At 58.4% G+C, this 22915-nt stretch carries 22 protein-coding genes and 1 pseudogene; 7 read left to right on the top strand and 16 right to left on the bottom strand.

All coding sequences use genetic code 11. The annotated features are described in order from the left end of the window. Positions 1 to 30: 30 nt before the first annotated feature. Positions 31 to 2538 carry a heavy metal translocating P-type ATPase gene (locus AB6K10_RS03120; RefSeq protein WP_153843594.1) on the top strand — a complete coding sequence of 836 codons (2508 nt, stop codon included), beginning with the start codon at positions 31 to 33 and terminating at the stop codon, positions 2536 to 2538. Then, positions 2535 to 2729 carry a DUF2933 domain-containing protein gene (locus AB6K10_RS03115; RefSeq protein WP_016915536.1) on the top strand — a complete coding sequence of 65 codons (195 nt, stop codon included), beginning with the start codon at positions 2535 to 2537 and terminating at the stop codon, positions 2727 to 2729. Before AB6K10_RS03120 ends, AB6K10_RS03115 begins: the two co-directional genes overlap by 4 nt. 611 nt (positions 2730 to 3340) lie before the next feature. Here AB6K10_RS03115 and radC read toward each other — a convergent pair. The 6 genes from radC to AB6K10_RS03085 form a co-directional block, all read right to left on the bottom strand. After that, positions 3341 to 3838: a DNA repair protein RadC gene (gene radC / locus AB6K10_RS03110; RefSeq protein ID WP_153843593.1), complete on the bottom strand. Its 498-nt coding sequence runs from the start codon at positions 3836 to 3838 to the stop codon at positions 3341 to 3343. A 90-nt stretch (positions 3839 to 3928) separates the two neighbouring features. Then, positions 3929 to 4540, bottom strand: coding sequence for a lambda exonuclease family protein (locus AB6K10_RS03105; RefSeq protein WP_153843592.1), 612 nt, complete (start codon positions 4538 to 4540; stop codon positions 3929 to 3931). 38 nt (positions 4541 to 4578) lie between these two features. Next, entirely contained in the window at positions 4579 to 5370 is a 792-nt protein-coding gene (locus tag AB6K10_RS03100) for an ERF family protein (protein WP_219862290.1), read from the bottom strand. A 62-nt stretch (positions 5371 to 5432) separates the two neighbouring features. Continuing rightward, a complete protein-coding gene (locus AB6K10_RS03095) occupies positions 5433 to 5627 on the bottom strand; it encodes a hypothetical protein (protein WP_219862288.1) in 195 nt (64 codons plus the stop codon). A 124-nt stretch (positions 5628 to 5751) separates the two neighbouring features. Further along, positions 5752 to 6720, bottom strand: coding sequence for a DUF932 domain-containing protein (locus tag AB6K10_RS03090; RefSeq protein ID WP_219862285.1), 969 nt, complete (start codon positions 6718 to 6720; stop codon positions 5752 to 5754). 98 nt (positions 6721 to 6818) lie between these two features. Beyond that, complete coding sequence (locus tag AB6K10_RS03085) at positions 6819 to 7157, bottom strand: hypothetical protein (RefSeq protein ID WP_339117981.1); 339 nt, start codon at positions 7155 to 7157, stop codon at positions 6819 to 6821. A 155-nt stretch (positions 7158 to 7312) separates the two neighbouring features. Between AB6K10_RS03085 and AB6K10_RS03080 the strand changes: the two genes are divergently transcribed. Further along, positions 7313 to 7762 (top strand): LexA family transcriptional regulator, encoded by a 450-nt coding sequence (locus AB6K10_RS03080; protein ID WP_016915518.1) that lies wholly within the window; start codon positions 7313 to 7315, stop codon positions 7760 to 7762. A 122-nt stretch (positions 7763 to 7884) separates the two neighbouring features. Here the strand turns inward: AB6K10_RS03080 and AB6K10_RS03075 are convergent, their stop codons facing one another. The 6 genes from AB6K10_RS03075 to merT form a co-directional block, all read right to left on the bottom strand. After that, positions 7885 to 8019, bottom strand: a complete 135-nt coding sequence (locus AB6K10_RS03075; RefSeq protein WP_008957399.1) for a hypothetical protein — start codon at positions 8017 to 8019, stop codon at positions 7885 to 7887. Positions 8020 to 8100: 81 nt separating this feature from the next. Continuing rightward, a complete protein-coding gene (gene merA / locus AB6K10_RS03070; protein ID WP_082051506.1) occupies positions 8101 to 9750 on the bottom strand; it encodes a mercury(II) reductase in 1650 nt (549 codons plus the stop codon). Then, positions 9743 to 9982 (bottom strand): mercury resistance system transport protein MerF, encoded by a 240-nt coding sequence (gene merF / locus AB6K10_RS03065; RefSeq protein WP_027965777.1) that lies wholly within the window; start codon positions 9980 to 9982, stop codon positions 9743 to 9745. The genes merA and merF (AB6K10_RS03065) overlap by 8 nt, the downstream gene beginning before the upstream one ends. Positions 9983 to 10055: 73 nt before the next feature. Next, positions 10056 to 10313 carry a mercury resistance system transport protein MerF gene (gene merF, locus AB6K10_RS03060; RefSeq protein ID WP_033988342.1) on the bottom strand — a complete coding sequence of 86 codons (258 nt, stop codon included), beginning with the start codon at positions 10311 to 10313 and terminating at the stop codon, positions 10056 to 10058. Positions 10314 to 10315: 2 nt separating this feature from the next. Beyond that, the gene (merP, locus tag AB6K10_RS03055) at positions 10316 to 10612 is read right to left on the bottom strand and encodes a mercury resistance system periplasmic binding protein MerP (RefSeq protein WP_022519794.1); all 297 of its coding nucleotides are present in this window, start codon (positions 10610 to 10612) and stop codon (positions 10316 to 10318) included. A gap of 13 nt (positions 10613 to 10625) precedes the next feature. Continuing rightward, on the bottom strand, positions 10626 to 10976 hold the full coding sequence (gene merT / locus AB6K10_RS03050; protein ID WP_219862281.1) for a mercuric ion transporter MerT: 351 nt from the start codon (positions 10974 to 10976) through the stop codon (positions 10626 to 10628). A gap of 73 nt (positions 10977 to 11049) precedes the next feature. Here merT and merR point away from each other — a divergent pair, with 73 nt between their 5' ends. The 4 genes and pseudogenes from merR to AB6K10_RS03030 all read left to right on the top strand — a co-directional run bounded on the left by merR (position 11050) and on the right by AB6K10_RS03030 (position 14208). Beyond that, a complete protein-coding gene (gene merR, locus AB6K10_RS03045; protein ID WP_006911920.1) occupies positions 11050 to 11496 on the top strand; it encodes an Hg(II)-responsive transcriptional regulator in 447 nt (148 codons plus the stop codon). A gap of 78 nt (positions 11497 to 11574) precedes the next feature. Then, positions 11575 to 12876, top strand: a complete 1302-nt coding sequence (locus AB6K10_RS03040) for an ISL3 family transposase (protein ID WP_033988338.1) — start codon at positions 11575 to 11577, stop codon at positions 12874 to 12876. 54 nt (positions 12877 to 12930) lie between these two features. Further along, positions 12931 to 13335, top strand: a pseudogene (locus tag AB6K10_RS03035) (Y-family DNA polymerase); the annotation flags it as partial. A 159-nt stretch (positions 13336 to 13494) separates the two neighbouring features. After that, entirely contained in the window at positions 13495 to 14208 is a 714-nt protein-coding gene (locus tag AB6K10_RS03030) for a DUF4113 domain-containing protein (protein ID WP_339119592.1), read from the top strand. 729 nt (positions 14209 to 14937) lie between these two features. Here AB6K10_RS03030 and AB6K10_RS03025 read toward each other — a convergent pair. From AB6K10_RS03025 to AB6K10_RS03010, 4 genes are all read right to left on the bottom strand, one after another. After that, complete coding sequence (locus AB6K10_RS03025; protein ID WP_339117980.1) at positions 14938 to 17718, bottom strand: AAA domain-containing protein; 2781 nt, start codon at positions 17716 to 17718, stop codon at positions 14938 to 14940. After that, positions 17675 to 18481, bottom strand: coding sequence for a hypothetical protein (locus AB6K10_RS03020; RefSeq protein ID WP_339117979.1), 807 nt, complete (start codon positions 18479 to 18481; stop codon positions 17675 to 17677). Before AB6K10_RS03020 ends, AB6K10_RS03025 begins: the two co-directional genes overlap by 44 nt. 323 nt (positions 18482 to 18804) lie before the next feature. Beyond that, complete coding sequence (locus AB6K10_RS03015) at positions 18805 to 19431, bottom strand: hypothetical protein (RefSeq protein ID WP_339117978.1); 627 nt, start codon at positions 19429 to 19431, stop codon at positions 18805 to 18807. 79 nt (positions 19432 to 19510) lie between these two features. Then, positions 19511 to 22912 (bottom strand): DEAD/DEAH box helicase family protein, encoded by a 3402-nt coding sequence (locus AB6K10_RS03010; protein WP_339117977.1) that lies wholly within the window; start codon positions 22910 to 22912, stop codon positions 19511 to 19513. Between the last annotated feature and the right edge of the window lie 3 nt (positions 22913 to 22915).

Here is a 22915-nt window from a genome sequence, read left to right as displayed (position 1 = left end):
CCACTCGGCAACGCCCGCAGGAGACAAGCGATGAGCGATTCACCCCCCAACACGATCACCCTGACGGTCCCCGGCATGGGCAGTGACCACTGTGCCGGCATCGTGCGCAAGACGCTGGAACGCCTCGATGGCGTGGGCGAGATCCAGACCAATATCGCCAACCACCATGTCAGCGTGACCATCGAAGCAGGCGGGCCCGACGGCGACACCTTGAAGGAAGCCGTCGAAGGCGCCGGCTATGACGTGGCCGCCGTCAGTGGTGGTACCGGCATGCAACAGGTCCGCCTGACCGTTCCCGGCATGGGCTCGGACCACTGCGCCGGCATCATCCGCAGTACCCTGGAGCGGCTCGAGGGTATCGAATCAATCGACACCAATATCGCCAGCCATCGCGTCTCTGTGAGTATTGCCGCCGATGGCCCCGATGGCGATGCGCTCAAGCGCGCCGTGGAAGGGGCCGGCTATGAGGTGGCCGCCGTGCAGGCCGACGAGGCGGAGGATGCTGACAGCGACGCCGAGATCGAGGAGGCCTATCTTTCCCAGGCCCGCAAGCGGCTGATCATCGCTGCGGTACCCACCACCCTGATCATGCTGCTGATGATGCCGCACATGTTCTGGCAGCCGATTCCCGGCTACCTGGCCATCATCGCCGTGCTGGCCTTCCCGGTGGTGTTTCTCTATGGCGGTATCGCCACCCACAAGTCGACCTGGCGCTCGCTGAAGAACGGCACCTTCAACATGGACGTGCTGATCTCCATGGGCAGCCTGCCGCCCTACTTGATCGGCCTAGTCGGCTTCGTCTACCCCATGACCTCATTCATCGAGATGGCCGCCACCATCATGACCTTCCACCTGCTGGGCCGTTACCTGGAGGCACTCGCCAAGGGACGCGCCTCCCAGGCCATCCGCCGCCTAATGACCCTGGGTGCCAAGACAGCACGCGTCGAGCGCGATGGCGAGGAAGTCGAGGTGGCGGTGAAGGAGCTGGCCCCGGGCGACATCATGGTCGTGCGCCCCGGCGACAAGATCCCCACCGACGGCGAGGTGGTCGAGGGCGAGAGCCATCTCGACGAGTCCATCGCCACCGGCGAGTCGATACCGGTCTACAAGAGCACCGGCGACAGCGTGATCGGCGCCACCATCAACAAGGAGGGCCGATTGCGGGTCAAGGCGACCCGCGTCGGCGCCGATACTTTTCTCTCCCAAGTGGTGCGTCTGATCGACCAGGCTCAGGGCTCACGGGTGCCAATCCAAGAATTCGCCGACCGTATGACCGGCCGCTTCGTGCCAGCGGTACTGGCTATTTCACTGGCTAGCCTGATTGCATGGGCGCTGTTTCCAGACGTCCTGCGGCCGATTCTGGACTGGGGCGCGACCTTCCTGCCTTGGGTGAATCCAGATGCCAGCACACCAACGCTAGCCCTGATTGCCGCCGTCGCCGTGCTTGTCATCGCCTGTCCCTGCGCCCTCGGCCTAGCCACCCCCACCGCGCTGATGGTCGGCTCCGGCATCGGTGCCGAGCGTGGCATCCTGATCCGCTCCGGCGAAGCGATCCAGACCTTCAAGGACGTCAAAGTGATGGTGCTCGACAAGACCGGCACCATTACCCGCGGCGAGCCGAAGCTCACCGATGCCGTCACCGCCGAAGGAGTCGAGGAAACGCGCCTGCTGACCCTCGCCGCGAGCGTGGAGAACGCCTCGGAGCACCCCATCGCCCGGGCCATCGTGGATGGTGCCAAGGAACGCGATGTGAAGCCCGGTGAAGTCAGCGATTTTCGCTCCACCGGAGCGCGGGGCGTCTCGGGCAAGGTGGGCGATGAAACCGTGCTGATCGGCAATCGTCGACTGCTGGAAGAGGAAGGCGTGACAGGCCTTGAGGCTCTTGATGACGCCATGGCAGAGCTCGAGGGCAAGGGGCGCACCGTTGTGATCGTCGCCGCCGACGGTCAGGCCCTGGGCCTGGTGGCAGTGGCCGATACCCTCAAGGAAAAATCCGTAGAGGCCATCCGCGGCATGCATGACCTGGGCCTGCACGTGGTGATGATCACCGGCGACAACGAGCGCGCCGCCCGTGCCGTAGCAGACGAGGTGGGCATCGACGAGGTTCAGGCCGGGGTGTTGCCGGAAGGTAAGGTCGATGCCATCCGTAAACTTCAGGAGAAACATGGCAACCACGTGGCCATGGTCGGCGATGGCATCAATGATGCCGCGGCGTTGAAGCAAGCCAACGTTGGCATAGCCATCGGCGCGGGGGCAGATGTGGCCATTGAGGCCGCCGATGTGACCCTGGTGCGCGGCGAACTGACCGCCGTGGTGGATGCCATGCACCTATCTCGCGCCACCTTCGGCAAAATCGTCCAAAACCTGATCTGGGCCAGCGCTTATAACGTGGCAGCCATTCCCATCGCCGCGATTGGTCTGCTGCACCCGATGATCGGCGTCATCGCCATGACCGCAAGCTCTCTCTCCGTCATTGGCAACTCGCTGCTACTCAAGCGGCGCTTCGCCACAAACAACCCACAAGGAGACGCCAAATGAACCGCATTCACCACTGGATGATGACTGCTTGCTTAGTAATTATGGGCGTGGCCATGTTCTTTCTAATGTGGCGCGGCCAGTCACTGGGCACTGGGGCCTGGCTGTTGCTTCCCCTGACACTCTGTCTTGGCATGCATTTCCTCATGCATCGCCATTTCGGTCATCATCAAAGAAATAAGGATGAGAAGTGAGCCAGCGTCATTGCGTTCATGAAATCGATGTCTTCGGCATCAAATATAGCCAGTACTAGCTTCAGTCTTCCTTAAAGAGACAGGTGGCCAAGTAGTGACCACCTGCTATTTAAATATATAGATTTTGCTGGACTAGCATAGGTACTACTCAATATCCTGGATTTGAATATAGATAGAAAAAATAAAAACAAATAAAAACAAATACTTAATTTAACAAGAAGGAAATAACCATTGCCCTACTACCCAAACTGCATGGGCATAAGCTAGCAAGCAACCGGCCAGTTACTAAATCATGATCGCCAAAATATTCAGGTTTCTCGCTCTGTTCCTCCTGGCAATCATGGCTGGTTCTTCCGTAACCGCAATGACAACGATGTGACCATTGTCTTGCGCGTGGACGGAGATTATGGCGAGTTAGTGAAGGCCCTTTAACGGACTAGCCCCTAGTGCTCTCTAGAGTGCTAGGGGCTTCATGACTGTCATACATCGTTAAACAATTAACGCACTTTATACTCAAGAGCCTTGATACCAATAGCATCTGTTTCAGCCAAAAAAAGAAGCTTTTTTGAGAGCTACCACATTGGGCAGCTCTTGCTTTACCTCCCGTATCACTACAAATACCCCAACTCCGCAAATGACTGGCACCCTTCGCTCGCCACCACTACGTGATCAATCACCTTGATATCCATTAGCTCCAAGGCTTCCTTCAGGCGCTCAGTGATACGCCGATCCGCATCGCTAGGCTCAGGATCACCGCTGGGGTGGTTATGAACGAGGATGACTGCGGCGGCGTTGTAGGCGAGTGCCGCCTTTAGTACCTCTCGTGGGTACACGCTGGCTGAATCAATGGTTCCGCGAAACAGCTCTTCAAAGCGGATAACACGGTGTTGGCTGTCGAGAAACAACACGCTGAAGACTTCGTACTCATAGTCCTGCAGCAACAGCTGCAGGTGCTCAAATGCCTGCGAAGGCTGAGTAATCTTGCGGCCTTTGGCGAGCTTGCGGCGTGCGAACCGCTTGGCCATGGCGATGATGTCAGTTTCCGTGACAGGTGACGTGACTAAGTAGGTGCCCGCCACTTCACCGGCTTTGAGCTTGCTATGGGGCATAATGACCTCCAAAAAAATAAAGATGTCGGGGTGGTGACCCCGGCATCTATGTCGTTAGTAGTGAGTAAGTGTTGTGATTCAGTGGGTAAGTCACGCTGCCATCACTTGGCTGATGCGTCGCTCCATCTCTTCATGAAAGACCTCAACCCGCTCGGCAATCGTGCGGATCAGAGCCTCGTCTCGGTAGGCACGTTTCACAAACAGCGGCATACCCGGCCAGTAGCTCACAAAATCGATCCATTCCCGTTCACTGACCCAGAGCCCTCCCTGGCATTGGGGCACGTGTTCGTCGGGTATTTCCCCACTGAGCAGTACCTCGATCTGAAACTTGGGCAGCTTGGTTTTGATCTCCAGCAGGCCGTTTGTCCCAATCAAGCTATCCGGTGAGTAGCCTACGTTGTGGTTAAGGATCAGGCCCACTTCTTTAGGCTTCGGTGCGCCGGTCATATCGCGATACAGCGAGCGGGCGACGCTCTCTAGCTCCTGGCCCCGCTTGGTGTGGGCATTGCCTTGAAACGGCTCGGCCAGCTCGCCGGTCATACGCTCGCCGATCAACTGGTGCATGTAGGTAATGGCTCCGGTACCCAACCCACCGGGGCCTTTGCCGTTCACCAGCAGTGCCTTGAGTTCTGACATGGTGACGCGCCCAAGACGCGCCGCCAGCCACTCAGGAGAGCCTTGTGGCATGGTGAGTATCTTCATAACGCCTCCTGTAGGCGGTGAGTGAGCAGGCTGCGCCGCTATTTCACGGCTCGCTTGGTGAGGGATGCGCGGAGCTTGTCGAAGTCCGCCTGAGGCACCTGAACCGCAGCGCCGTATTTGCCGCTGAACCACTCTTGCGTGGTGGCTGGGCACTGGCTGATCAAACGCTGAATCTGCCCCGCCTGGAAGGCCGTGACTCTCTTCACGACGGCACGTGTGCTGGCCTGACCGTTATCGTCTTGCCCGCGAGTGGTGATGTTGAGCAAGGCGCACAGTACGTAGCGCTTGCCGTAGCTGGTGGATGAACCAAAGGCCTGGACGGCGTTCTTGTTACCGCTCATGTCCGCAGGCAATAGCATGCTGGTCTCTTCCCGATGACCGTCCTTGTGCATCAGCACACCTGTGACCTGGATACCGCGTTCCTGGGTCTGAATACGGAAACTCACCGCAAAGCCATGCTTTTGTAGGATAGGGCGAACGGTATCGACGATATCCTCCAGCGTGGCATAGCAACCGTTGTTGGTTTGGCCACGCTCTTCAATGCTGGGCAACTCGGTCTGCATCGCTGCCATGGCCGCGCTGTAGGCCATCATGGCCTGGCGGTCCATCACGCGCTCCTGCATTTGCAGCAGGCGCTCCATCTTGTCGATATCGACGTCCGGGTTAAGCGCGGCACGCTCAATGACCTGGATAATGGCGGTGCTATCAGCCGTCGGATGCGCTTCTAGCGCCGCCGAACTTGGGGAGTGCTGAGCGTTGGCGTCTGCTTGAATGGAAGGTACTGGGCCTTTTTGGGGAGACGCATTTACTACATGAGTACGCTGTGCCATGGGGCACCTCCTTTTATGTGAATAGAGAAATGCGGGCTAGTCAGCCCTGTTCATGGGGTGTGTCATTTAACGAGCGCAGGAACATCAGGTAAGTGACGCGCAATGTCAGCGGGATCGATACGCTCCAGGCGTATTTCCGCGCGATAGAACTCGCCCTGGGCACACACCAGCGACGTTGCTTTGTGGGCGTCGTGTTCTAGTAGTTGTTTGGTTAGTCGAGTGAGCGCCATCTCAATAGCGTCGGAAACAAAGCTCATGCGGGTACCTCGCGGCATAAGCCCCACAGCAAAACGCCCAGCCTTTTTAGGGGCTGGGCGTCTATGCCGTGAGGGTTAGGATGATCATTAGGTGAATCGCTTGTGGGAATGGGTGTATGGATAGTTACGACACCAGCTGCAGGGCGGCATCCAAGGCCTCTTGTTTGAGCTGTGCCCCCTGACCAAACCAGGCTGAGTCCATACGGGTATCGTTACTGCGTGCCCGCTTGTCGTGATCGACGTACTCAGTCACGGCATTGAGCAAGCCCCAGGCCGTGTCTTTGGCGGTCACCAAGTGAGCGCCACGCCCTTCGCCGTGGTAGAGCTTCTGCACCTTATTCAGCGCTCGGTAGTTGGGCAGTTTGGAGGGATCGTCCAGCGGCTTCTCGGCCCCACAAATTACCGACTGAAGATACTGCTGTGCTTCCTGCCGAGTAATTTTACGCTCCGCTAGGGTTTTCATCCGGTACATGAAGTCATTCCATTGCGACACCGAAATGCCTAACTGACGCTTCACGGCACGCGGATCAAACTCTGAACGATGGGGCACTTTCACCGCTTGCGACGTGCCATCGACGGCAATTTGCAGCGTGTTGTTGCACACCACCCGCACCGTGGTGGGTGTGGCCATGGTGGCAAGGGTGCCATCGCAGGAAGTGGCCAACAGCAGGTAGTCATTGACTTCATCCTGACCTTTGAGCGACGTGCTTAAGCCACTACGGGCTAACGCCCAGAACTTACGTCCGCCTTTCAGCACGCCTGCTGTCTCCAGCTCATACCCGGCGTATTCCGTCAGGTCGCGATAGAACTCCAGGATCTCTTCAGGCTGTACCACCTTATAGCGCTGAGACACCACCGATAGCGGTGCTTTGGTATCTGAGCGGTAGAGCACCTTTTGCTCAGGGAACGAGTGAATGCTGCCAAGGTGGCTAGCTCCTTCGGCGATAAAGCGCACCGGCGCTTCTTCGATATGCCAGTTCATACCGGCCTGTTGCTGCCAGACCTCCAGCGGTTGATGACGAGACAGCTGTTGCCCCAGGCCATGCCAAGGGGTATCGCCTACGTAAGCCATGTGTTCAACGAGATGTGCCATGAGTCATTCTCCAGACATAAAAAAAGCGCCGACCAAAGGCCAGCGTGAGAAGGTGAATAAGCGGATCATTCGCCCCACACAGGGCGAACAACGATAGGTTAAGCGTTAGGTGCTAAAGGCGGGTAGGCGTCGCGGTAGGTGCAGCCGCAAGACAAGCATAACCACAGTGTCCCGCTGCCAACTGGCAGCCACTGCTCAAACAGCGAGGTGGCCATGCGTGAGCCGGTTTGACCTCCGGCCACGGCACCCATCATGGCGGCAGGCAGTTTTGCCAATGGAAAGCGAGTCACCGCCAATGGCAGTGGGCCGGAGATGGCCGTCGCGCGCCATGCGCCAATAGCACCGCCAATCAAGGTGCTGCCTACCACGCTCACGCGTTGGGTAGTCTCCAGGTTCAGCATGCGCGTTGATGCACAACGCTTACAGGGTGGGGGCATATTGAAGCTCCTATGCAAGGGAAAAAGGTTCCATGGGGATGGATGCATAGGAGTGATATAGGTCTGAAATCGGTTGGGATACGCCGATGAGGTATTGCGTTAAGTAAGCGCTTTTTAGATGCTGTTTTTATATACAGCTATCGATGGAGGTGCTCATGACTTTACCAGTGACATTACTGGGACAATCAGACGCTTTAACGGCGTCGCAGTCCATACCGCTCTATACCTGTGCCGTGCGCGCAGGCTTTCCATCACCCGCAGATGACCACTTGGACACCGATCTTGATCTTCACCGCTATGTGGTGAAACGGCCTGCTGCAACGTATTTCGTACGTTCTGAAGGAGACTCCATGATTGGTGATGGAATTCATCATGGGGATTTGCTGGTGGTGGATCGCAGTCTCGAAGCCTTACCAGGTCGCATTATCGTCATTTGTGTTGATGGTGAGCTCACAGTAAAGCGCCTTGAGCGAGTAGGGCAGCGGACTTATCTCCGGGCAAGTAATCCTGCTTACCCTCCCATTCCTTTAGATGGTCGTGAGTCGCACGTCTGGGGCGTCGTAACTCATGTGCTTCACAGCTTTCCAGGGGCAACGCTGCAATGATGGCCTTGATCGACTGTAACAATTTCGGGTATCCGGATTATCTGGTTGGTATGCGAGAGAGAAAGGTGGCCGACAAACTCAACCCACAACGGATTAGCTGGTTGATGGCTCGCTCAGTACGCTCACTTGCTAGAGAGCAGATACTTCACCAAACAGGCGATGCCCAGGACCAGCAGCAATAGTAGGGCAATTCCGATCACTGGCATTATCCAGCCCATCGCCCCCATCATCCCGCAATCGGGTAGTGTCGTGTTCATCGTGACAGAGCTCCCTGTGGTGTCCATGCCCAAAACCCGTGGTGCCGCCGCCCAGTGGCACCACGGTCGCGCTCATATCGTTCACCCGGCACAGCAGGACAACTGCGTCACATCCTTGGTGAAAGTCTGGGCACAGAGCTTGAGCCCTTCCACCATGGTCAGGTAGGGAAATAGCTCATTGGCGATGTCGTGTACGGTCATGCGTGCGCGTAGCGCCATCACCGCCGTCTGGATCAGCTCACCGGCTTCCCCCGCCACCGCCTGCACCCCCAGCAACCGGCCCGAGTCGCGTTCGGCCACCAGCTTGATGAAACCACCGGTGTCGAAATTCACCAGCGCACGCGGCACGTTTTCCAGGTCCAGCTCGCGGGTATCGACGCTGAAGCCTTGCTCGATGGCCTCGGCTTCCGTCAGGCCGACGGTGGCCACCTGGGGGTCGGTGAAGATCACCGCCGGCATGGCGCTCAGGTCCAGGGTGGCTTCGCCCCCGGTCATGTTGACGGCAGCCCGGCTGCCCCCGGCGGCGGCGACATAGACGAACTCCGGCTGATCGGTGCAGTCACCGGCGGCATAGAGCCCCGGCACCGTGGTGTGCAGATGCTCATCGACCAGAATCGCCCCACGTGCGGTTTCCACGCCGAGGCTCGCCAGGTTCAGGGCCTCGGTATTGGGTGTCCGTCCGGTGGCCACCAGCAGTTGATCCGCCCGCAAGGTGCCGGCGTTGGTGTCGACAATGAATTCATTGTCGGTGTAGTCCACGCGGCTCGCCTGGGTCTGCTTGAGGACCTCGATGCTCTCGCGGCGAAACGCCGCCTCCACCGCATCCCCTACCGCCGGGTCTTCCTGGGAGAGCAGGCGGCTGCGGGCCAGCACCGTGACCCGGCTGCCCAGCCGGGCGAAGGCCTGGGCCAGTTCCAGGGCCACCACCGAGGCGCCGATCACAATCAGCCGCTCGGGAAGGGTGTCCAGGGCCAGCGCACTGGTAGAGGTCAGGTAGGGGGTGTCGGCAAGACCCGGGATCGGCGGTACTGCCGGTCGGGCGCCAGTACCGATTAAGGCGCGGTCGAAGTGGACGACCTGCTCGCCGCCCTCGTTCAGCTTGACCATCAGGCTATGGGCATCGATAAACCGGGCCTCGCCGTGCAGGACCGTGATGGCCGGGTGGTCGCGCAGAATCCCCTCGTACTTGGCGTCACGCAGTTCCTCGACACGTCGCTGCTGCTGCTCGAGCAGCTTGGCCCGATCCACCACCGGCGCCTGGGCGCTCAGGCCTGCATCGAAGGGACTTTCCGTACGCAAGTGGGCAATATGGGCCGCGCGAATCATGATCTTCGAAGGCACACAGCCTGTATTGACACAGGTACCGCCGACGGTGCCGCGTTCGATCAGGGTGATCCGGGCGCCGCGCTCGGCGGCTTTCAGGGCCGCCGCCATGGCGGCGCCGCCGCTGCCGATCACCGCGATGTGCGGGGCGTCTTCATCACGGCCCTTGGACACCGATGCGCCTGCCGGGGAAGTGGGCCCACTGTTGGCCAGTCGAGCTTGGTAGCCAAGTCGGGTCACGGCAAACGTCAACGCCGAGGCCGGTGTCTCCGGATCAACGGCTACCGATGCCGTCCCCTGAGGATAGGATACCTCCACCGACTGCACGCCGGGCAGCTTCTCCAGGGCTTCCCTGACATGATCCGCACAGCGGTCACAGGTCATGCCACTCACGTTGAGTTCAATCATCACGTTTCTCCGAGTCTTCATTAGTAAAGCCGGCATCCTGCTTCCGCTTGTGGTATCGCGCGTAGAGAGGTAAGCCGATGGCCAGGGCGGCAAACAGCAGGTAATCGAGATAGCCTGCCAACGCGGCCAGGCCCGCCGTACCGAATAGCACCAGGGCGATTGGCGCGGCGCAACACAGCACCATCAACCCGGTGCCAAGCACGACGCTTAAAAATTTCTGCGAATCTTTCACGCTTATTCCTTCACCATGGCGGGCAAGCTCGTAAACAACTCACCCGATGACCGCGATGTGCAGCTGCTTGATGTCACTCAGGGGGCGTATTCCTTGATTTGATAGAGCCGTTGTCACAACAGGCGTCGAACTGCTTCTTACGCCAAATCGCATAAATGGTCAGGCCGATGAAGAAGGCCAGGGCCGGCAATAACACAACGTCGAGATAGCCCGTCAGCCCCGCCAGGCCCACCGTGCCAAGCAGGATCACCAGGATCGGCGTAAAGCAGCACAATGCCACCAGGACGGTGCCGATCACGCTCACGCGCAGCAGGGGCTTGGGATTCTTCATGATCACTCTCGATCCGCTTGCGAGGATGTCGGGGTTGATGGATACCCAGCGTTGATGGTGGCCTCGGTCAATGCCTCCACCGACGTTCGGGCGTCGTCAAAGGTGACCACGGCCTCGAGATCCGCGTAGCTCACGTCGACTTGCGAGACGCCGTCCACCTTGTTGAGGGCGGCCTTGACGGTGATCGGGCAGGCGGCACAGGTCATGCCCGGCACCGACAGCGTCACGGTCTGCAGGGCCGCTAAGGCGGGCGTGCTGAGCAGGGCGAGTAGCGCGATGAAGGCGAAACGAGCTTTCATGGTAGATCTCCTTTTAATAGAACAGGGGCAAGATGTAGGGGAATACCAGGGCGATTAGCACCAGCAGCGATACGAGCCAGAAGATCGCCTTGTAGCCCGTCCTGACCCGTGGCACGGCACACACCTCTCCCGGCTGGCACTTTTCCACTGGCCGAAAGACGCGACGCCAGGCGAAGAACATCGCCACCAGCGCGATGCCGATAAAGAGCGGGCGATAGGGCTCCAACGCCGCCAGATTGCTGATCCAGGCGCCGGAAACGCCCAGCGTGATCAGCACCAGCGGGCCGAGGCAACACGCCGAGGCCAGGAGGGCCGCGACTCCTCCGGCGGCCAGGGGCCCTCGCCCCGTTTTAGATGTCCGCATTGACGATTCTCCTTTCGGGATGGGGGGAGCTACGATAAGGTTACTTCCGTAGCTTGGTACGGAGTCAAGCATCATGAAGAGACATGCAGATAAAGTGGCGGACACCATGACCATCGGCGGCCTGGCCAAGGCGGCCGGCGTCAATGTCGAGACAATCCGCTATTACCAGCGACGAGGGCTATTATCGGAGCCCGAACGCCCTCCCGGAGGTATTCGACGCTATAGTGCCGCCGATATCGACAGGTTGACGTTCGTGAAAACGGCGCAGCAGCTGGGCTTTAGTCTGGATGAGATCAGTGACCTACTTCGGCTGGAAGATGGCGCCCACTGTCAAGAAGCCAGTGCTCTCGCAGAGCACAAGTTAGGGGACGTTCGCGAGAAGATCGACAGGCTTGAAAGAATTGAGAAGGTGCTGAGCGAAATGGTCGACAGATGCCATGCACAACAAGGCAATATCACTTGCCCGCTAATTGCGTCATTGCATGAAGGGCTCAGAGAAGCAGAAGACCCAAGGGAGTAACTCACCTTCAGTTCGTTGAAAACAACGCGGTCAAAGAGTCGCGATCATCTATGGACCATGTCGACAAGGAAAGTTTGCATGACTAGCTTGCCTGACAACATCCTTCACCTTCCCGAGTACCACGTCCTAGGCACCAAGATGGAAGAGCATGATCTCCACTACCAGGTCGAAGCTCCTGAGCCTCTAGCTTGCGAGGAATGCGGCGTTGAGAGTGAGTTTGTCAGGTTCGGCAAGCGCGATGTGGCCTATCGCGACCTACCCATCCACGGAAAGCGGGTCACCCTCTGGGTGGTCCGTCGCCGCTACACCTGCCGGGCGTGTGGAAGGACGTTCCGGCCAGCTCTTCCGGAAATGGTAGACGATCACCGCATGACGCGGAGGCTTTACAACCACGTCGAGAAGGAAGCCTTCAATCACCCCTACGCCTACGTGGCTGATACCACGGGCCTCGACGAGAAGACTGTCCGCGAGATATTCAAGAAGAAGGCTGAGTTCCTGGCAGCCTGGCATCGTTTCGAGACACCCCGCTGCCTGGGGATCGACGAGCTGTACCTGAACCGCCGCTACCGCTGCATCCTGACCAACCTGGAGGAGCGTACCCTACTGGACCTGCTGCCCGGTCGCCAGCAGGACGCGGTGACGAGGCGCCTCATGAGCATGACCGAGCGCCACCAGGTCGAGATCGTCAGCATGGATATGTGGAAACCCTACCGCCGTGCTGTCCAGGCGGTACTGCCGCAGGCTCGCATTGTGGTCGATAAGTTCCATGTGGTGCGGATGGCCAACGAAGCCCTGGAGAAGGTGCGTAAGGGACTCAGGAAGGATCTGAAGCCAAACCAGCGGCGGACCCTCAAGGGCGATAGGAAGATCCTGCTGAAGCGTGCCCACGACGTTTCAGATCGCGAGCGGCTTATCATGGAGACATGGACAGGGGCCTTCCCTCAGCTCCTGGCGGCCTACGAGCACAAGGAGCGGTTCTACCACATCTGGGACAGCACCACCCGGCGTGATGCCGAAAAGGCGCTGGCCCGCTGGATTGACGACATTCCACAGGGGCAGAAAGAGGTGTGGAAGGATCTCGTCAGCGCCGTCAGCGGATGGCGCGAGGAGGTGCTGGCCTACTTCGAAACCGACACCCCAATCACCAACGCCTTCACGGAGTCGATCAATCGGCTGGCCAAGGACAAGAACCGCGATGGCCGGGGCTACTCATTCGAGGTGATGCGGGCCCGGATGCTCTACACCACCAAGCACAAGAAGAAGGTGCCGCAGATCAAGGAATCCCCCTTCCTGGGCAAGGCCACCATGACCTACAGCATGGGTCTTCCCGAGCCTGAGAAAAACTACGGCGTCGATCTATCAACCTTCTGGGAGAGTTAAGGGTTCGAAGGAGCAAGGGGGCTCCATCTACCACTTAATCCGGATACCCACAATTTCTATGTCTCCTGCGAACGTGTCTTCAACCCGTCACTGGAAGGTCGTCCTGTAGGGGTACTATCCAATAACGATGGTTGCGTCGTCGCCCGCTCTAACGAGTTAAAAGCACTGGGCGTTGAAATGGGGGCTGCCATGCACCTGCTACCACCAAGTGTGCGCCGCCAAGCTGTGCTGCTATCCAGCAACTATGCGTTGTATGGAGACATGTCTCAGCGGGTAACCGAGGTGCTGGGCGAGTTCTCACCCCATGTAGAGGTGTATTCCATTGATGAGAGTTTTGTCGGGTTTCAGGGATTTGAGGTAGACACCCTGGAGCAACGAGGCCAAGCTCTGCGGGATACGGTGAAGCAGTGGACAGGTATACCTGTGTCAGTGGGTTTTGCGCCGACTCGGGTGTTGGCCAAGGTCGCCAATCATGCCGCTAAAAAACACCCTGCATATAGAGACCAAGGTGTATGCACGTTGCTTGCAGAAGGCGCGCCTACTAAAGCGTTGTTGAAGCAGTTGCCTGTCACCGAACTATGGGGCATTGCACGCCGCACCAGCGAGCGATTACGCGTCATGGGCATTGAGACTGCCTGGGACCTGCGAGAGGCAGACCCGAAACATATCCGTCGGCAATTTAGTGTGGTGCAGGAGCGCATTGTCTGGGAGTTGCGGGGGCAACCCTCCATTCAGCTAGATGACATGGGCCAGCCTAAACAACAGATCATGGTGTCTCGTTCGTTTGGGCGGCTTACCAACGATCCCCATCAGTTAAGGGAGGCGCTACGGCATCATGCTGCCAGGGCGGGCGAAAAACTTCGTAAGCAGCAAAGCGTCACTAGCGCCGTCATGGTGTTTATCCGCACCAACTCGTTTCGTACGGATTTACCCCAATATCGTCAACGAATGGTCATTTCTCTGGATCGGCCCACTGATGATAGTCGTGAGATCATCGCCGCTGCGGTACAGGGTTTGCGTCGTCTCTGGCGAAAAGGGTACGCCTTTCACAAAGTGGGTCTCATGCTGCTTGATCTATCGCCTAAAGCTAACCGACAGCTCACTCTCACTGAAACCCTTCAGACTGATGAAGAAGACAAACGTAGCGAACGACTGATGAACACTATGGACATGCTCAACCGTGAGCTAGGCAGAGGTGCTGTGCAAATTGGCTTGGCGCGCTCTAACAACGCATGGTCACTGCGAAGCGAGCGACGAACGCCGCGTTACACCACTCAGTGGGGCGAGCTGCTAATAGCAAGGACTGGATTCAAAAAATTAAGAACACCTTAGCCATCAGGGAAGCTCTCAGCTCCATGCCATGATATTTCTTTAGAGTCTATCTTTAGATTCGTTAAGATGAGATCCCCTGCGATCAGGAGAGTCTAGCCCATTGCATTGATCACCGACTGATCAAGTCTGTTAGGCTGCAAATGAATTGCATGATGGAGTACCTCAACAGCCGTACTAGCGACGTGCTGACGACTCGTCGCTAACTTTAGGCAGAAAATCTGGAGCATACGCGACAAGCGATACTGCTAGCTGATCAGTCACCCTGCCTTGTGGAAAGTGCTACATCATCAATCGCCGATCACGGGGATGAGGAAATGGCAGGCCGAGGGCCCCGGGTTATTTGCCAAGCTGGCAGGCAATCACATAGGGCCCTACAGCTATGACCTTGGAGGGAGCTTCTCTAGACCAAATGGGTAGTATATTGGGTAGTGAAATTATTTTTTTTATGTTTTTTTGTAATATTTAATTGATTTTTAAGATATTTTTTTATAAATCAATATTAAGATTCAGAATATTGAGTGAAAAGTAGGAGCCGAGCGACAGCTTGGAGTGCAAGGGAGGTAGAGGCAACCTTTGCTACCTACCGGTAGATGCTAGTAGCGGATCTGAGTGTGCGTGAATGTATTGGGCCAGATGTTCGGCCAAGCAGCGAACATCTGGCACTGGAGGCGTTTGGTTAAATCCATTCATTTGATTTTATCAAGATAGACTCGGCCCAACGCATGTTTCCTATACAGTGTTTTCGGGATGCTGACGCCTCACACGCTTATCCAGAGCTGCGCGCTGAAGCTTCAATTCCTCTACCAGTTCGCCGCTGTAAAGTATCGATGTTTCCATGTTTCGGTACGGCCCGTGACGCGCAGCGCAGGCCCAGTTGTAGGAGCCCGCACACATAACGTAATCATCGACCATGACGAGTTTGCTGTGAACTTGGTTGACCACCTTCACCGTCACCTTGTCCTCGGCGAGTGCTTCACAGCACCTTTCGAAGCGAGCCGCTTTCTGGGTATCCGGCTGATCACCGTTAGCGGTATTGAAGCGATGGTCGGTATAGATCGTAACGGCAATGCCACGGGCGGTCGCTTTTTGCAGTGCCGTCAGTATTCCGGTTTCATCTAGGCGTCTGTAAGAGATCCAGGGCGAGACTATATCGAGGCGTGAGCTGGCGTGTTCAAGCAGCTCCTTTATGCAGTCGTCATGCTCCTCGGCATCGTTGATCACTCGTGGCTTTCGACAAAGTTCGAGCAGGTCGGGGCGTGAAATGCTGGCAGTAAACAGTAGTTCGTTTTCTTCACGACTGAACAGGTACCGCCCCAGCAGGTGACGTGGCGTTCCCCGTGGGGCAGCATCAATAACGTCCATGTCGCCAAATACGAGAAAGCTGTCTTTCGCGCGTGATACCGCTACGTTCAAAATCGAAGGGTCATTGTCGATAAAACTGCCATCGTCGTGGCGCGAATAGACCGCAGAAAACAGCACGACCGGGCGCTCTGCCCCTTGCAAAGCGTGTACCGTGCCCACCGTCATTGCCGCACTGCCCCCGCCGACCTTGATATCCCGCGCCTGGCACTCCTGCTCGATCAGCTTGGCCTGGGCCTTGAAGGGCGTGACGACGCCGACGATCTGTTCAAGTGGCTTGCCGTGCGTGGATTCCAACTGCTCGCGCTGGGTGGCCAGCCACTCGGCTACCGTAATGGCTTCCAGCCGGTTGATGCGGCTTCCCGAAGGTGGCGTTTCCGCCCGGCCATCCACCTGCACGTAGCCAAAGGGCGGCAGTTCGGTATCGGTGGCCGGTTTGTCTCGCAGCGGCTGCAATACCCCCTGGTAGCAGAGGTCGTTGCAGTAGGCGATGATCTCGTTGAGGCAGCGCCGGTGCTCGCGCAGGAACATGCCCGGCTCGGCCTGCTCTAGGTAATGGTAGCGGCTGGCCTGCTGGGCAATGCGCATCACGCTGCCATCCACCACCGAGCGGCCGCCCTCGCGCAGTTCTTCATACTCATCGACGGTGGTAAGCAGCCCCTGATGGTATAAATTGCCCACATCGACGGTCGGCGACTGGGTGGCCACCGGCTTGATCTGGTGCACATCGCCAATCGCCAGCACGCGTTTGGTCAACGCCATGGAAGCGCCTGCCACATCCGGCGCGACCTGGCCCGCTTCGTCGATGATCAAGAGATCGATTTCATTCACCAGATAATCAGGCCGGAACTGGCCTGGGCCTTCGAACACCTTGTGGATCATGTGCGACGGCAGCGAGTGCAGCGTCGAGACGATACAAGGGGTCAGCATCATGCGTCGACGCCAGCGCGGGCGCACTGAAGCAAGTCCCTGTTTCTCATTGCCCTTGGCCGTCTGCTCGGCCAGCTCGTCAGCGCGTTCGGCGCACGCTTGTAGCCAGCGCGCTTCCCAGTAGTGCACCGCCAGTTGAAAGAGGGTGAAGCGAAGCGTGGTATCCAGCGCCTGATCGAAGGCGTCGAACGTCGCCGGCAGTGGCTTGCCGATGTGTTCGCGAAAGGCCGCCTCCAGTGCTGCCGTGGCCTGCTCGATCGCCCGCATGGCTTGTTGGCATTTGGCAACGAAGACGTGCTTCTCGTCCAGCGCGGCGCGCTGCTGATCGCGCCGTGCCTTCAGCACCGCCTCGGGAGGCTCTGCCGACTGGTCGATCAGATGCTGCCCGTCACTGCTCAGGTGCTCGCTGATGAACAGATCACGCCGCATGCGCCGCCTTTTGGCCACCGGCGGCAGCACGGCCAGCAGGGAGAGCCACATGGGCTCGTCGGCGCAAAAGCGCTGCCAACGCTTGAGATCCGCCTCGAACGTATCGAACTCGCCTTGTAGCGCGGTGATCGCCGCTTGCTCGCGCTCAAGTGCTTGGTCGGGCGCCTCGCCCAGCTGCTCGGCAAGCTGTGCCTGAAGCGTTGCCCGCCCCGCCCAGCGCTGGTGAAAATCATCAAGCTGGGCCTGGTGCGCTTTTAACCGCTGATGAAGCCGCTGGCGAACGGCGTCTACGTCGGTGAGCGCGTCATCGTCGAACGCTTGGCGGGCATGTGCCAGAAACGCTATCTTGGCGCGCTCGAGATATGTCGGGGATTCGACCTCGCGATAAAACGACGGGGTCTGGTAGTGCTGCGATGCGTCGCCTTCCCGGCTGCGCGCGCAGTAGAAACCGCCGTAGCTGTCAATGCCCGGCAGCCAGCGTCCGCCGAAGGCGTCCTCGGTTTCCTCGAAATCCTTGGCAAAGGCCTCGAGCACGTTGGTTACGGCCTGGTTGTTGGTGGAGGCGGCCATGATCAGCGGCGGTTCGCGTTCACCGAGGGCAGCGTTCACCCACAGCGAGGCCACGGCCGAGAGCACGAAGGTGGTCTTGCCCGTGCCCGGCGGGCCGTTGACCGCCAGCACCTCGCCTTCCTCCATGGCCATGACCTGTGCCAGCGCATCGCGCTGGGCAATGGCCAGCGGGTACTGGCTAGTGGCATGGCCCAGCCGGGGGCATGCCGGGCAGAGGCGCAACGCAGGGCTGGTACGTCTCGTTGCGTGAAAGCGCGTAGCTTTCCAGCAGCGGCAGCGCTGGCTTGTTTTCCGAGAGCCAGTCGTAGAGGCCGATGATCTTCTCAGCCGCGCCCAGCTGTTCATCGACCTTGGCAATGCGCGCCTCGTCGGCGCTGATGTATACCTCTTTCAACCGATCCGTCGGGCAAAGCGCTTCGAATAGTTTTTGCGACAGCGCGTAGTACGGCTTCCAATACTCGCTGTGCGCCTCGAATGTGGTGGCCTCGAGCAATGCCTGCGCTTCGCTTTCCGACCAGACCCGCGGCTCGGCCTTGCTAAGAAAACGATCCTGCTCGGCGACATCGTTGAGCGTGAAGCGGTCGTCGGCCTGGGGCGCCAGCAGGTCGCGGGGAATCACCGGCGGCTCGGCGGGAATCAAGCGGCCGTCGCGGGCGACCCACAACCCGCAGATTAGCGGCGTGATGATCGCGGGGTAGAGCGCGAGTTTTTCCACGCCATGCTCCTGCAGCCCTTTGTACACCGCTGGGCGTAGCGCTATCCGCACCAGCTGAGTCGCTTCCTTTTCCCCCTCGAACAGCCGCTTGAGTACCGGGTGGTTGGAGGGCAGGTAGCCATCGCGATAAACCGTCCGCTCAAGGTACTCGGTCTGATCCAGCGCCTTTTGGGTCAGCGCGCCTTGCCCGCTTTCGGCATCCGCCAGCGAGTTGCGCCAGTAGCGAAGCCAGCGTTGGGCCGCGGGCTGGAGAGTCTCTGCTTGACTCATATCGTTGCCTTCTTTCGCGTTCGTTTTTTCGGTGCCTGGGCGGCGAGCTCGATCTGGATGCGCCCGAACAACGCCCGGTTTAAAGCACTCAACTCGGCCTGCTTGCTAATCATGGTTGGTCCCTGGTGTAAATAAGACGCTTCTCTGCGTATCTAGGGTAAGTGTGCTGCTGCTAGACGTTGACTTATTACCTTAGAGGTAACTCACTTCTTGTTAAATGGACTGGAAGAGCCCGGTCGGCGTCTAAACCTCGGTGAGTTTCATCAGGGTTTTTCGCTATATAGGAATCGGCTGTCGAGCTCAGAAATACTCTACGAGTATATTTATTCGAATGAGGGTGGCTCAAAGTCGCTAGGCATTGCCTCTCCCACTGTGAGCGGAACACCCATTCTTGAAAGTTCCGAAGTGAATAGCGCCACGCTTTTCGTCAGAAGGATACATCCCGCGATAATCAGCTTAATTCGGTTACTGCTAGTCGCATATTCCAACTGCTGTGTGGCGGCCTCACCCGATGGCAATATGCCGCCAATCCCAAGGTGCAACTTCCTGACTTTCAAGTCATCGTTTTCCTTGATCCCCGTGACTATATTGTCCGTTAAAGCAGCCATCGACTCGACTTGAGCGTCGGATAGCTCTTCGGTTTTGGCATGCGCAATCTGATTTCTAACCTTGTTGATATGACCATAGGCTTTGGCAAGGTCTTGTGGCAATCCACTCCCTTCAGCCAGTGCCAATTTATGCGCAAAGCTGAACCTCCCGTGCGCCAGAATCTCAGGGTGCTGAGTGGCCTTGGAAACCCAGAGCTCGAGAATGTTTTCAATAACCAGGTGCAACCTGAGCACTGTAGCTATATCGTCGTTCACATTGACGAGCTTTAAAATTCTTTCGTACCTGAACGCTTTCTCGAAGTCACCTCCGATAGCCGTGTATCCTTGTCGCGCACTTTCCATATCGATGCTCCAGGATCAGCTTTAGTCCCATCCATAAAATTCGACTCAAAAAATGAGCATTCTGGACGAAAATAGTGACTTATCCTGCTTTCGTGGAAGTCACCGGCTTCGTTTTTTCCAATGCACCGAAGATGCCATCGATAACGTTCTCTCGTCCCGCGAATAGTCCATCCGGGCCGCCGGCGTGCAGGTGGCTGAATGGTGCCTCGTAAAGCGCATTCGCCTCCATGACGCCCCGCGAGGTTAGCTGATCGATAATCAGCTCGATGAATCGCATCTGAGCGGAGGTCAGCGTGCGATCAGAGAGAAACTCGGAAAACTCAGCCTGAGCGGCTTCGCGATCCATGCCCACCAAACTGCGAATGAAGTAGGCAAGCGAAGGCGCCTGACGCTGCTCCAGAAGATTCGCCAGCAGCGTTTCGCCATCCTCTTCGCCAATCTGTTTCAGCGTGGCCTCGAGGCTTTCCAGATCCGTGGGTGTCAGCGGCTGATTGGTGCGAAGTTTGTGCACGACGATGTTGTTCCAGTGGCTATTCAGGTAAGCCTCGACCTTCTTGGCGTACTGAACGCCGGTCATCTTTGGCATTTCAAAAACCGTCTCCTCGCGCACGTCCAGTATTTCGTCCTTGAAGTGTGTATAGACGATCTCGCGGCGCCCCTTGTCGATGAACGGCACCAGCCCCCGCAAACGCAAGCGCATCTCTTCGAGTATCGCAACGTCGATATCTTCCCAGAAGCCGGGCTCTTGCATGGCCTGAAGGTAGCCAAGCTGCTCCTTGACCAAGGGAATGGTGGTTTTCTCTTCCAACATGGCGGCGATATCCATTACCCGAGCGCGCAGCCTGTTAAAGCTCCCGGCATCGGCCTCGATCAACGCCAATTGCATGCGCAGCGCCGTGAGATCGAACATACGGGACTCGGTATCATCGATCGGCGTTTCACTGGGAAGATCGGCAACCTCGTTGAGTAGCGTTTCCTGCGCGTGCAGATCCAACTGATCCCACCGCTTGCGGTCCTGAAAGCGCTCCACGGCTTCCCAATGCAGCCGCACGATGAAATTGTCCGAATTCATGGCGGCGACCTCACCATGAAGCGTTGAGGCGAGCTTGGATGTCACAGCGCTATCGGGGTCGAGAGCCGGGGTCGACTGCAGGTGGCTGAGAAGCTGGACGCGCGAGCGAAACAGCCGGGTGCCTAGCGAGGCATTACCGCTCGCCTCGATGCCGTCCGGGTTCTCGCGGAAGAAGTCGAAGTTGAAGCAGAAGTCGAAGACCCGAAAGTCTTTCTTGTCGTCTTCTTCACCCCCGGGGCCGAAGAGGCCCGGGCAGAGCCGCGTACCGCGCCCGATCATCTGCCAGAACTTGATCTTCGAGAACACCGGTTTGAAAAATACCAGATTGGCGACTTCCGGCACGTCGATACCGGTATCCAGCATGTCGACCGAAATGGCGATATGCGGCGGTTTGTCGGGCTGGGAAAAGTCATCAATCAGGCTCTGGGGGTACTTGGCCTGGTTGTCGATGACTCGGGCGAAATGCCCGGCGAAGTGCGGGTAGTGATGATTGAAGCGTTCCTCAATGAACGCGGCATGCTTATGATTGCGCGCGAAGATAATGGTCTTGGCCAGACGGTCGCCGCCTTCCACGCGATAGCCGTTCTCCATCAGGTGCTTGAGCACCTTGTCAGCCGTATCGGTATTGAACAGCCAGTTATTGATGGCGGAGGCGTTCACCTCGACCGGCATCACCGCCTCGCCCGCTTCGTCTCCCCAATCGAGGCTCTCCCACTCGGCTTTCTCGTCGTCGCTGAGATCTTCATAGTCGATCCCTTCCCGCGGGAATTTGAGGTCCACCTGCTGCACCTTGGGCGGGACCAAAAAGCCATCCTTCACCGCGCGATCCAGCTCGTAGGCGTCGGTCGGCACGCCCGGCTCCAGCTCGAAGAGGTCGTAGGTGTTCTTGTCTACCTGTTCTCGCGGGGTGGCAGTGAGGCCGACCAGCAGCGAATCGAAGTAGCGAAAAATCGCCCCGTACTTCTGATACACCGAACGGTGGGCCTCATCGATGATCACCAGATCGAAGTGTCCCACGCCAAAACGCGCTTCATCGCCCTGGGTGTCATCGATCAGCCCCATCATGGTCGGATAGGTACAGACGTAAACGCGTCCCTCCTTGTGCTTCTCGGTCACCAGATTGACAGGGCTCGATTCCGGCAGGTGCGCCTTGAAGGCATTGGCGGCCTGATTGACCAGCGAAACGCGATCGGCCAGAAACAGCGCCCGTTTCACCCAGCCAGCGCGCTGCAACACATCCACCAGCGCCACGGCGGTCCGGGTCTTGCCGGTGCCGGTGGCCATCACCAAAAGCGCCTTACGCCGCGCCTGGGCGAACTGCTCGAAGATGCTGGCGATGGCACGCTTCTGGTAATAGCGCCCGGCGATCTCATCCTTTACCGCGTGGGCCGCCAGCGCGTTGCGCTGATCGCGCCGGCGAATCAGGCTCGCCAGTTCGCTCTGCTTGTAGAACCCGGCGACGCTGCGCGGGGTGTAAAAGGTGTCATCCCACAGCCAGGTCTGATAGCCGTTGGTGTAGAAGATCAGCGGGCGCTGGCCGTGCATTGTCTCCAGACAATCCGCGTAGAGTTTGGCCTGCTGACGGCCGCTTTTGGCATCGGTCGTGGTCTTTTTCGCCTCGACCACCGCCAGCGGCTTGCCGTCTTCTCCCCACAGTACATAGTCGACGTAGCCCACGCCCTGCGCGTTGGGCATACCGCTGACCTTGTACTCCCGGTCCTCGAGGTTATCCAACAGCCAGCCGGCGCGGCGCAGCTCGACATCGATCAGGTAGTCCCGCGTCTCGGCTTCGGAGTAGTCGTGGGTATCCGGCGTTGCCTCGGCCGCCGCTTTCGCCTCGGCGATCTGCTCGCGTAGCTGTTGCACTTCGGCATCCAGCGCGTCCCGCGCCTGCTGCTGCTTGAGCGCGGCCTTGTTCTGCTCGGCGAGCTGCTGCTCCAACACCTCCAATTCCTGACGCGGCACGACATCATCAGAGCTGACCGGCTGGGGAATTCGCGCATCCTGCCACGCAGCCCCGTCGCGGGGGGCCTCCGGCGTGTAGGTACGCGTCAGCCAGTAGCCAATATGATGCAGCTCCTTCACCACCTGCCGCGCATCGCTCTCCTTGACCGGGCGCGCATCATGCACCGCCTGGTTGCCCATCTTCTGAATCACCCGCGCCTTCTGGAATACCGCCTGCGGCAGCAGGTTCTGAAAGCTCGGCTCGTGCAGCAGCGCGCCCAGGTTGCGGTCGTAGGGCATGGTGAGCGCGGCGTCATGCCGGTAAAGCCAGTGCACCGCCGCCTCCAGCGCGAAGCGGGCGTGAAAGCAGGACGCCCGTGGATCACCCATGATATGGCCCTCCGCCCGAATAGCGGACTCGGCAACGGTGCTGAATTCACGTGGCAGGAAGGCAAAATTGGTCATGGG

This window comes from Halomonas sp. BMC6, assembly GCF_964204995.1.
In the GTDB taxonomy this organism is placed as follows: domain Bacteria; phylum Pseudomonadota; class Gammaproteobacteria; order Pseudomonadales; family Halomonadaceae; genus Vreelandella.
The sequence above is the reverse complement of the archived record's forward strand: the minus strand, read 5'-3'. Positions and strand labels throughout refer to the sequence as shown.

Excerpts from the sequence above, each read along its gene's own strand:
- AB6K10_RS03080 (WP_016915518.1), top strand. The coding sequence starts at position 7,313 with ATGACTTTACCAGTGACATTACTGGGACAATCAGACGCTTTAACGGCG.
- AB6K10_RS03100 (WP_219862290.1), bottom strand. The coding sequence starts at position 5,370 with ATGGCACAGCGTACTCATGTAGTAAATGCGTCTCCCCAAAAAGGCCCA.
- AB6K10_RS03095 (WP_219862288.1), bottom strand. The coding sequence starts at position 5,627 with ATGAGCTTTGTTTCCGACGCTATTGAGATGGCGCTCACTCGACTAACC.
- AB6K10_RS03030 (WP_339119592.1), top strand. The coding sequence starts at position 13,495 with ATGGGCATTGAGACTGCCTGGGACCTGCGAGAGGCAGACCCGAAACAT.
- AB6K10_RS03020 (WP_339117979.1), bottom strand. The coding sequence starts at position 18,481 with ATGAGTCAAGCAGAGACTCTCCAGCCCGCGGCCCAACGCTGGCTTCGC.
- AB6K10_RS03115 (WP_016915536.1), top strand. The coding sequence starts at position 2,535 with ATGAACCGCATTCACCACTGGATGATGACTGCTTGCTTAGTAATTATG.
- AB6K10_RS03120 (WP_153843594.1), top strand. The coding sequence starts at position 31 with ATGAGCGATTCACCCCCCAACACGATCACCCTGACGGTCCCCGGCATG.
- radC (WP_153843593.1), bottom strand. The coding sequence starts at position 3,838 with ATGCCCCATAGCAAGCTCAAAGCCGGTGAAGTGGCGGGCACCTACTTA.
- merR (WP_006911920.1), top strand. The coding sequence starts at position 11,050 with ATGAAGAGACATGCAGATAAAGTGGCGGACACCATGACCATCGGCGGC.
- AB6K10_RS03085 (WP_339117981.1), bottom strand. The coding sequence starts at position 7,157 with ATGCCCCCACCCTGTAAGCGTTGTGCATCAACGCGCATGCTGAACCTG.
- merT (WP_219862281.1), bottom strand. The coding sequence starts at position 10,976 with ATGCGGACATCTAAAACGGGGCGAGGGCCCCTGGCCGCCGGAGGAGTC.
- AB6K10_RS03105 (WP_153843592.1), bottom strand. The coding sequence starts at position 4,540 with ATGAAGATACTCACCATGCCACAAGGCTCTCCTGAGTGGCTGGCGGCG.
- AB6K10_RS03010 (WP_339117977.1), bottom strand. The coding sequence starts at position 22,912 with ATGACCAATTTTGCCTTCCTGCCACGTGAATTCAGCACCGTTGCCGAG.
- merA (WP_082051506.1), bottom strand. The coding sequence starts at position 9,750 with ATGATTGAACTCAACGTGAGTGGCATGACCTGTGACCGCTGTGCGGAT.
- AB6K10_RS03015 (WP_339117978.1), bottom strand. The coding sequence starts at position 19,431 with ATGGAAAGTGCGCGACAAGGATACACGGCTATCGGAGGTGACTTCGAG.
- AB6K10_RS03075 (WP_008957399.1), bottom strand. The coding sequence starts at position 8,019 with ATGAACACGACACTACCCGATTGCGGGATGATGGGGGCGATGGGCTGG.
- AB6K10_RS03040 (WP_033988338.1), top strand. The coding sequence starts at position 11,575 with ATGACTAGCTTGCCTGACAACATCCTTCACCTTCCCGAGTACCACGTC.
- AB6K10_RS03090 (WP_219862285.1), bottom strand. The coding sequence starts at position 6,720 with ATGGCACATCTCGTTGAACACATGGCTTACGTAGGCGATACCCCTTGG.
- merP (WP_022519794.1), bottom strand. The coding sequence starts at position 10,612 with ATGAAAGCTCGTTTCGCCTTCATCGCGCTACTCGCCCTGCTCAGCACG.
- merF (WP_033988342.1), bottom strand. The coding sequence starts at position 10,313 with ATGAAGAATCCCAAGCCCCTGCTGCGCGTGAGCGTGATCGGCACCGTC.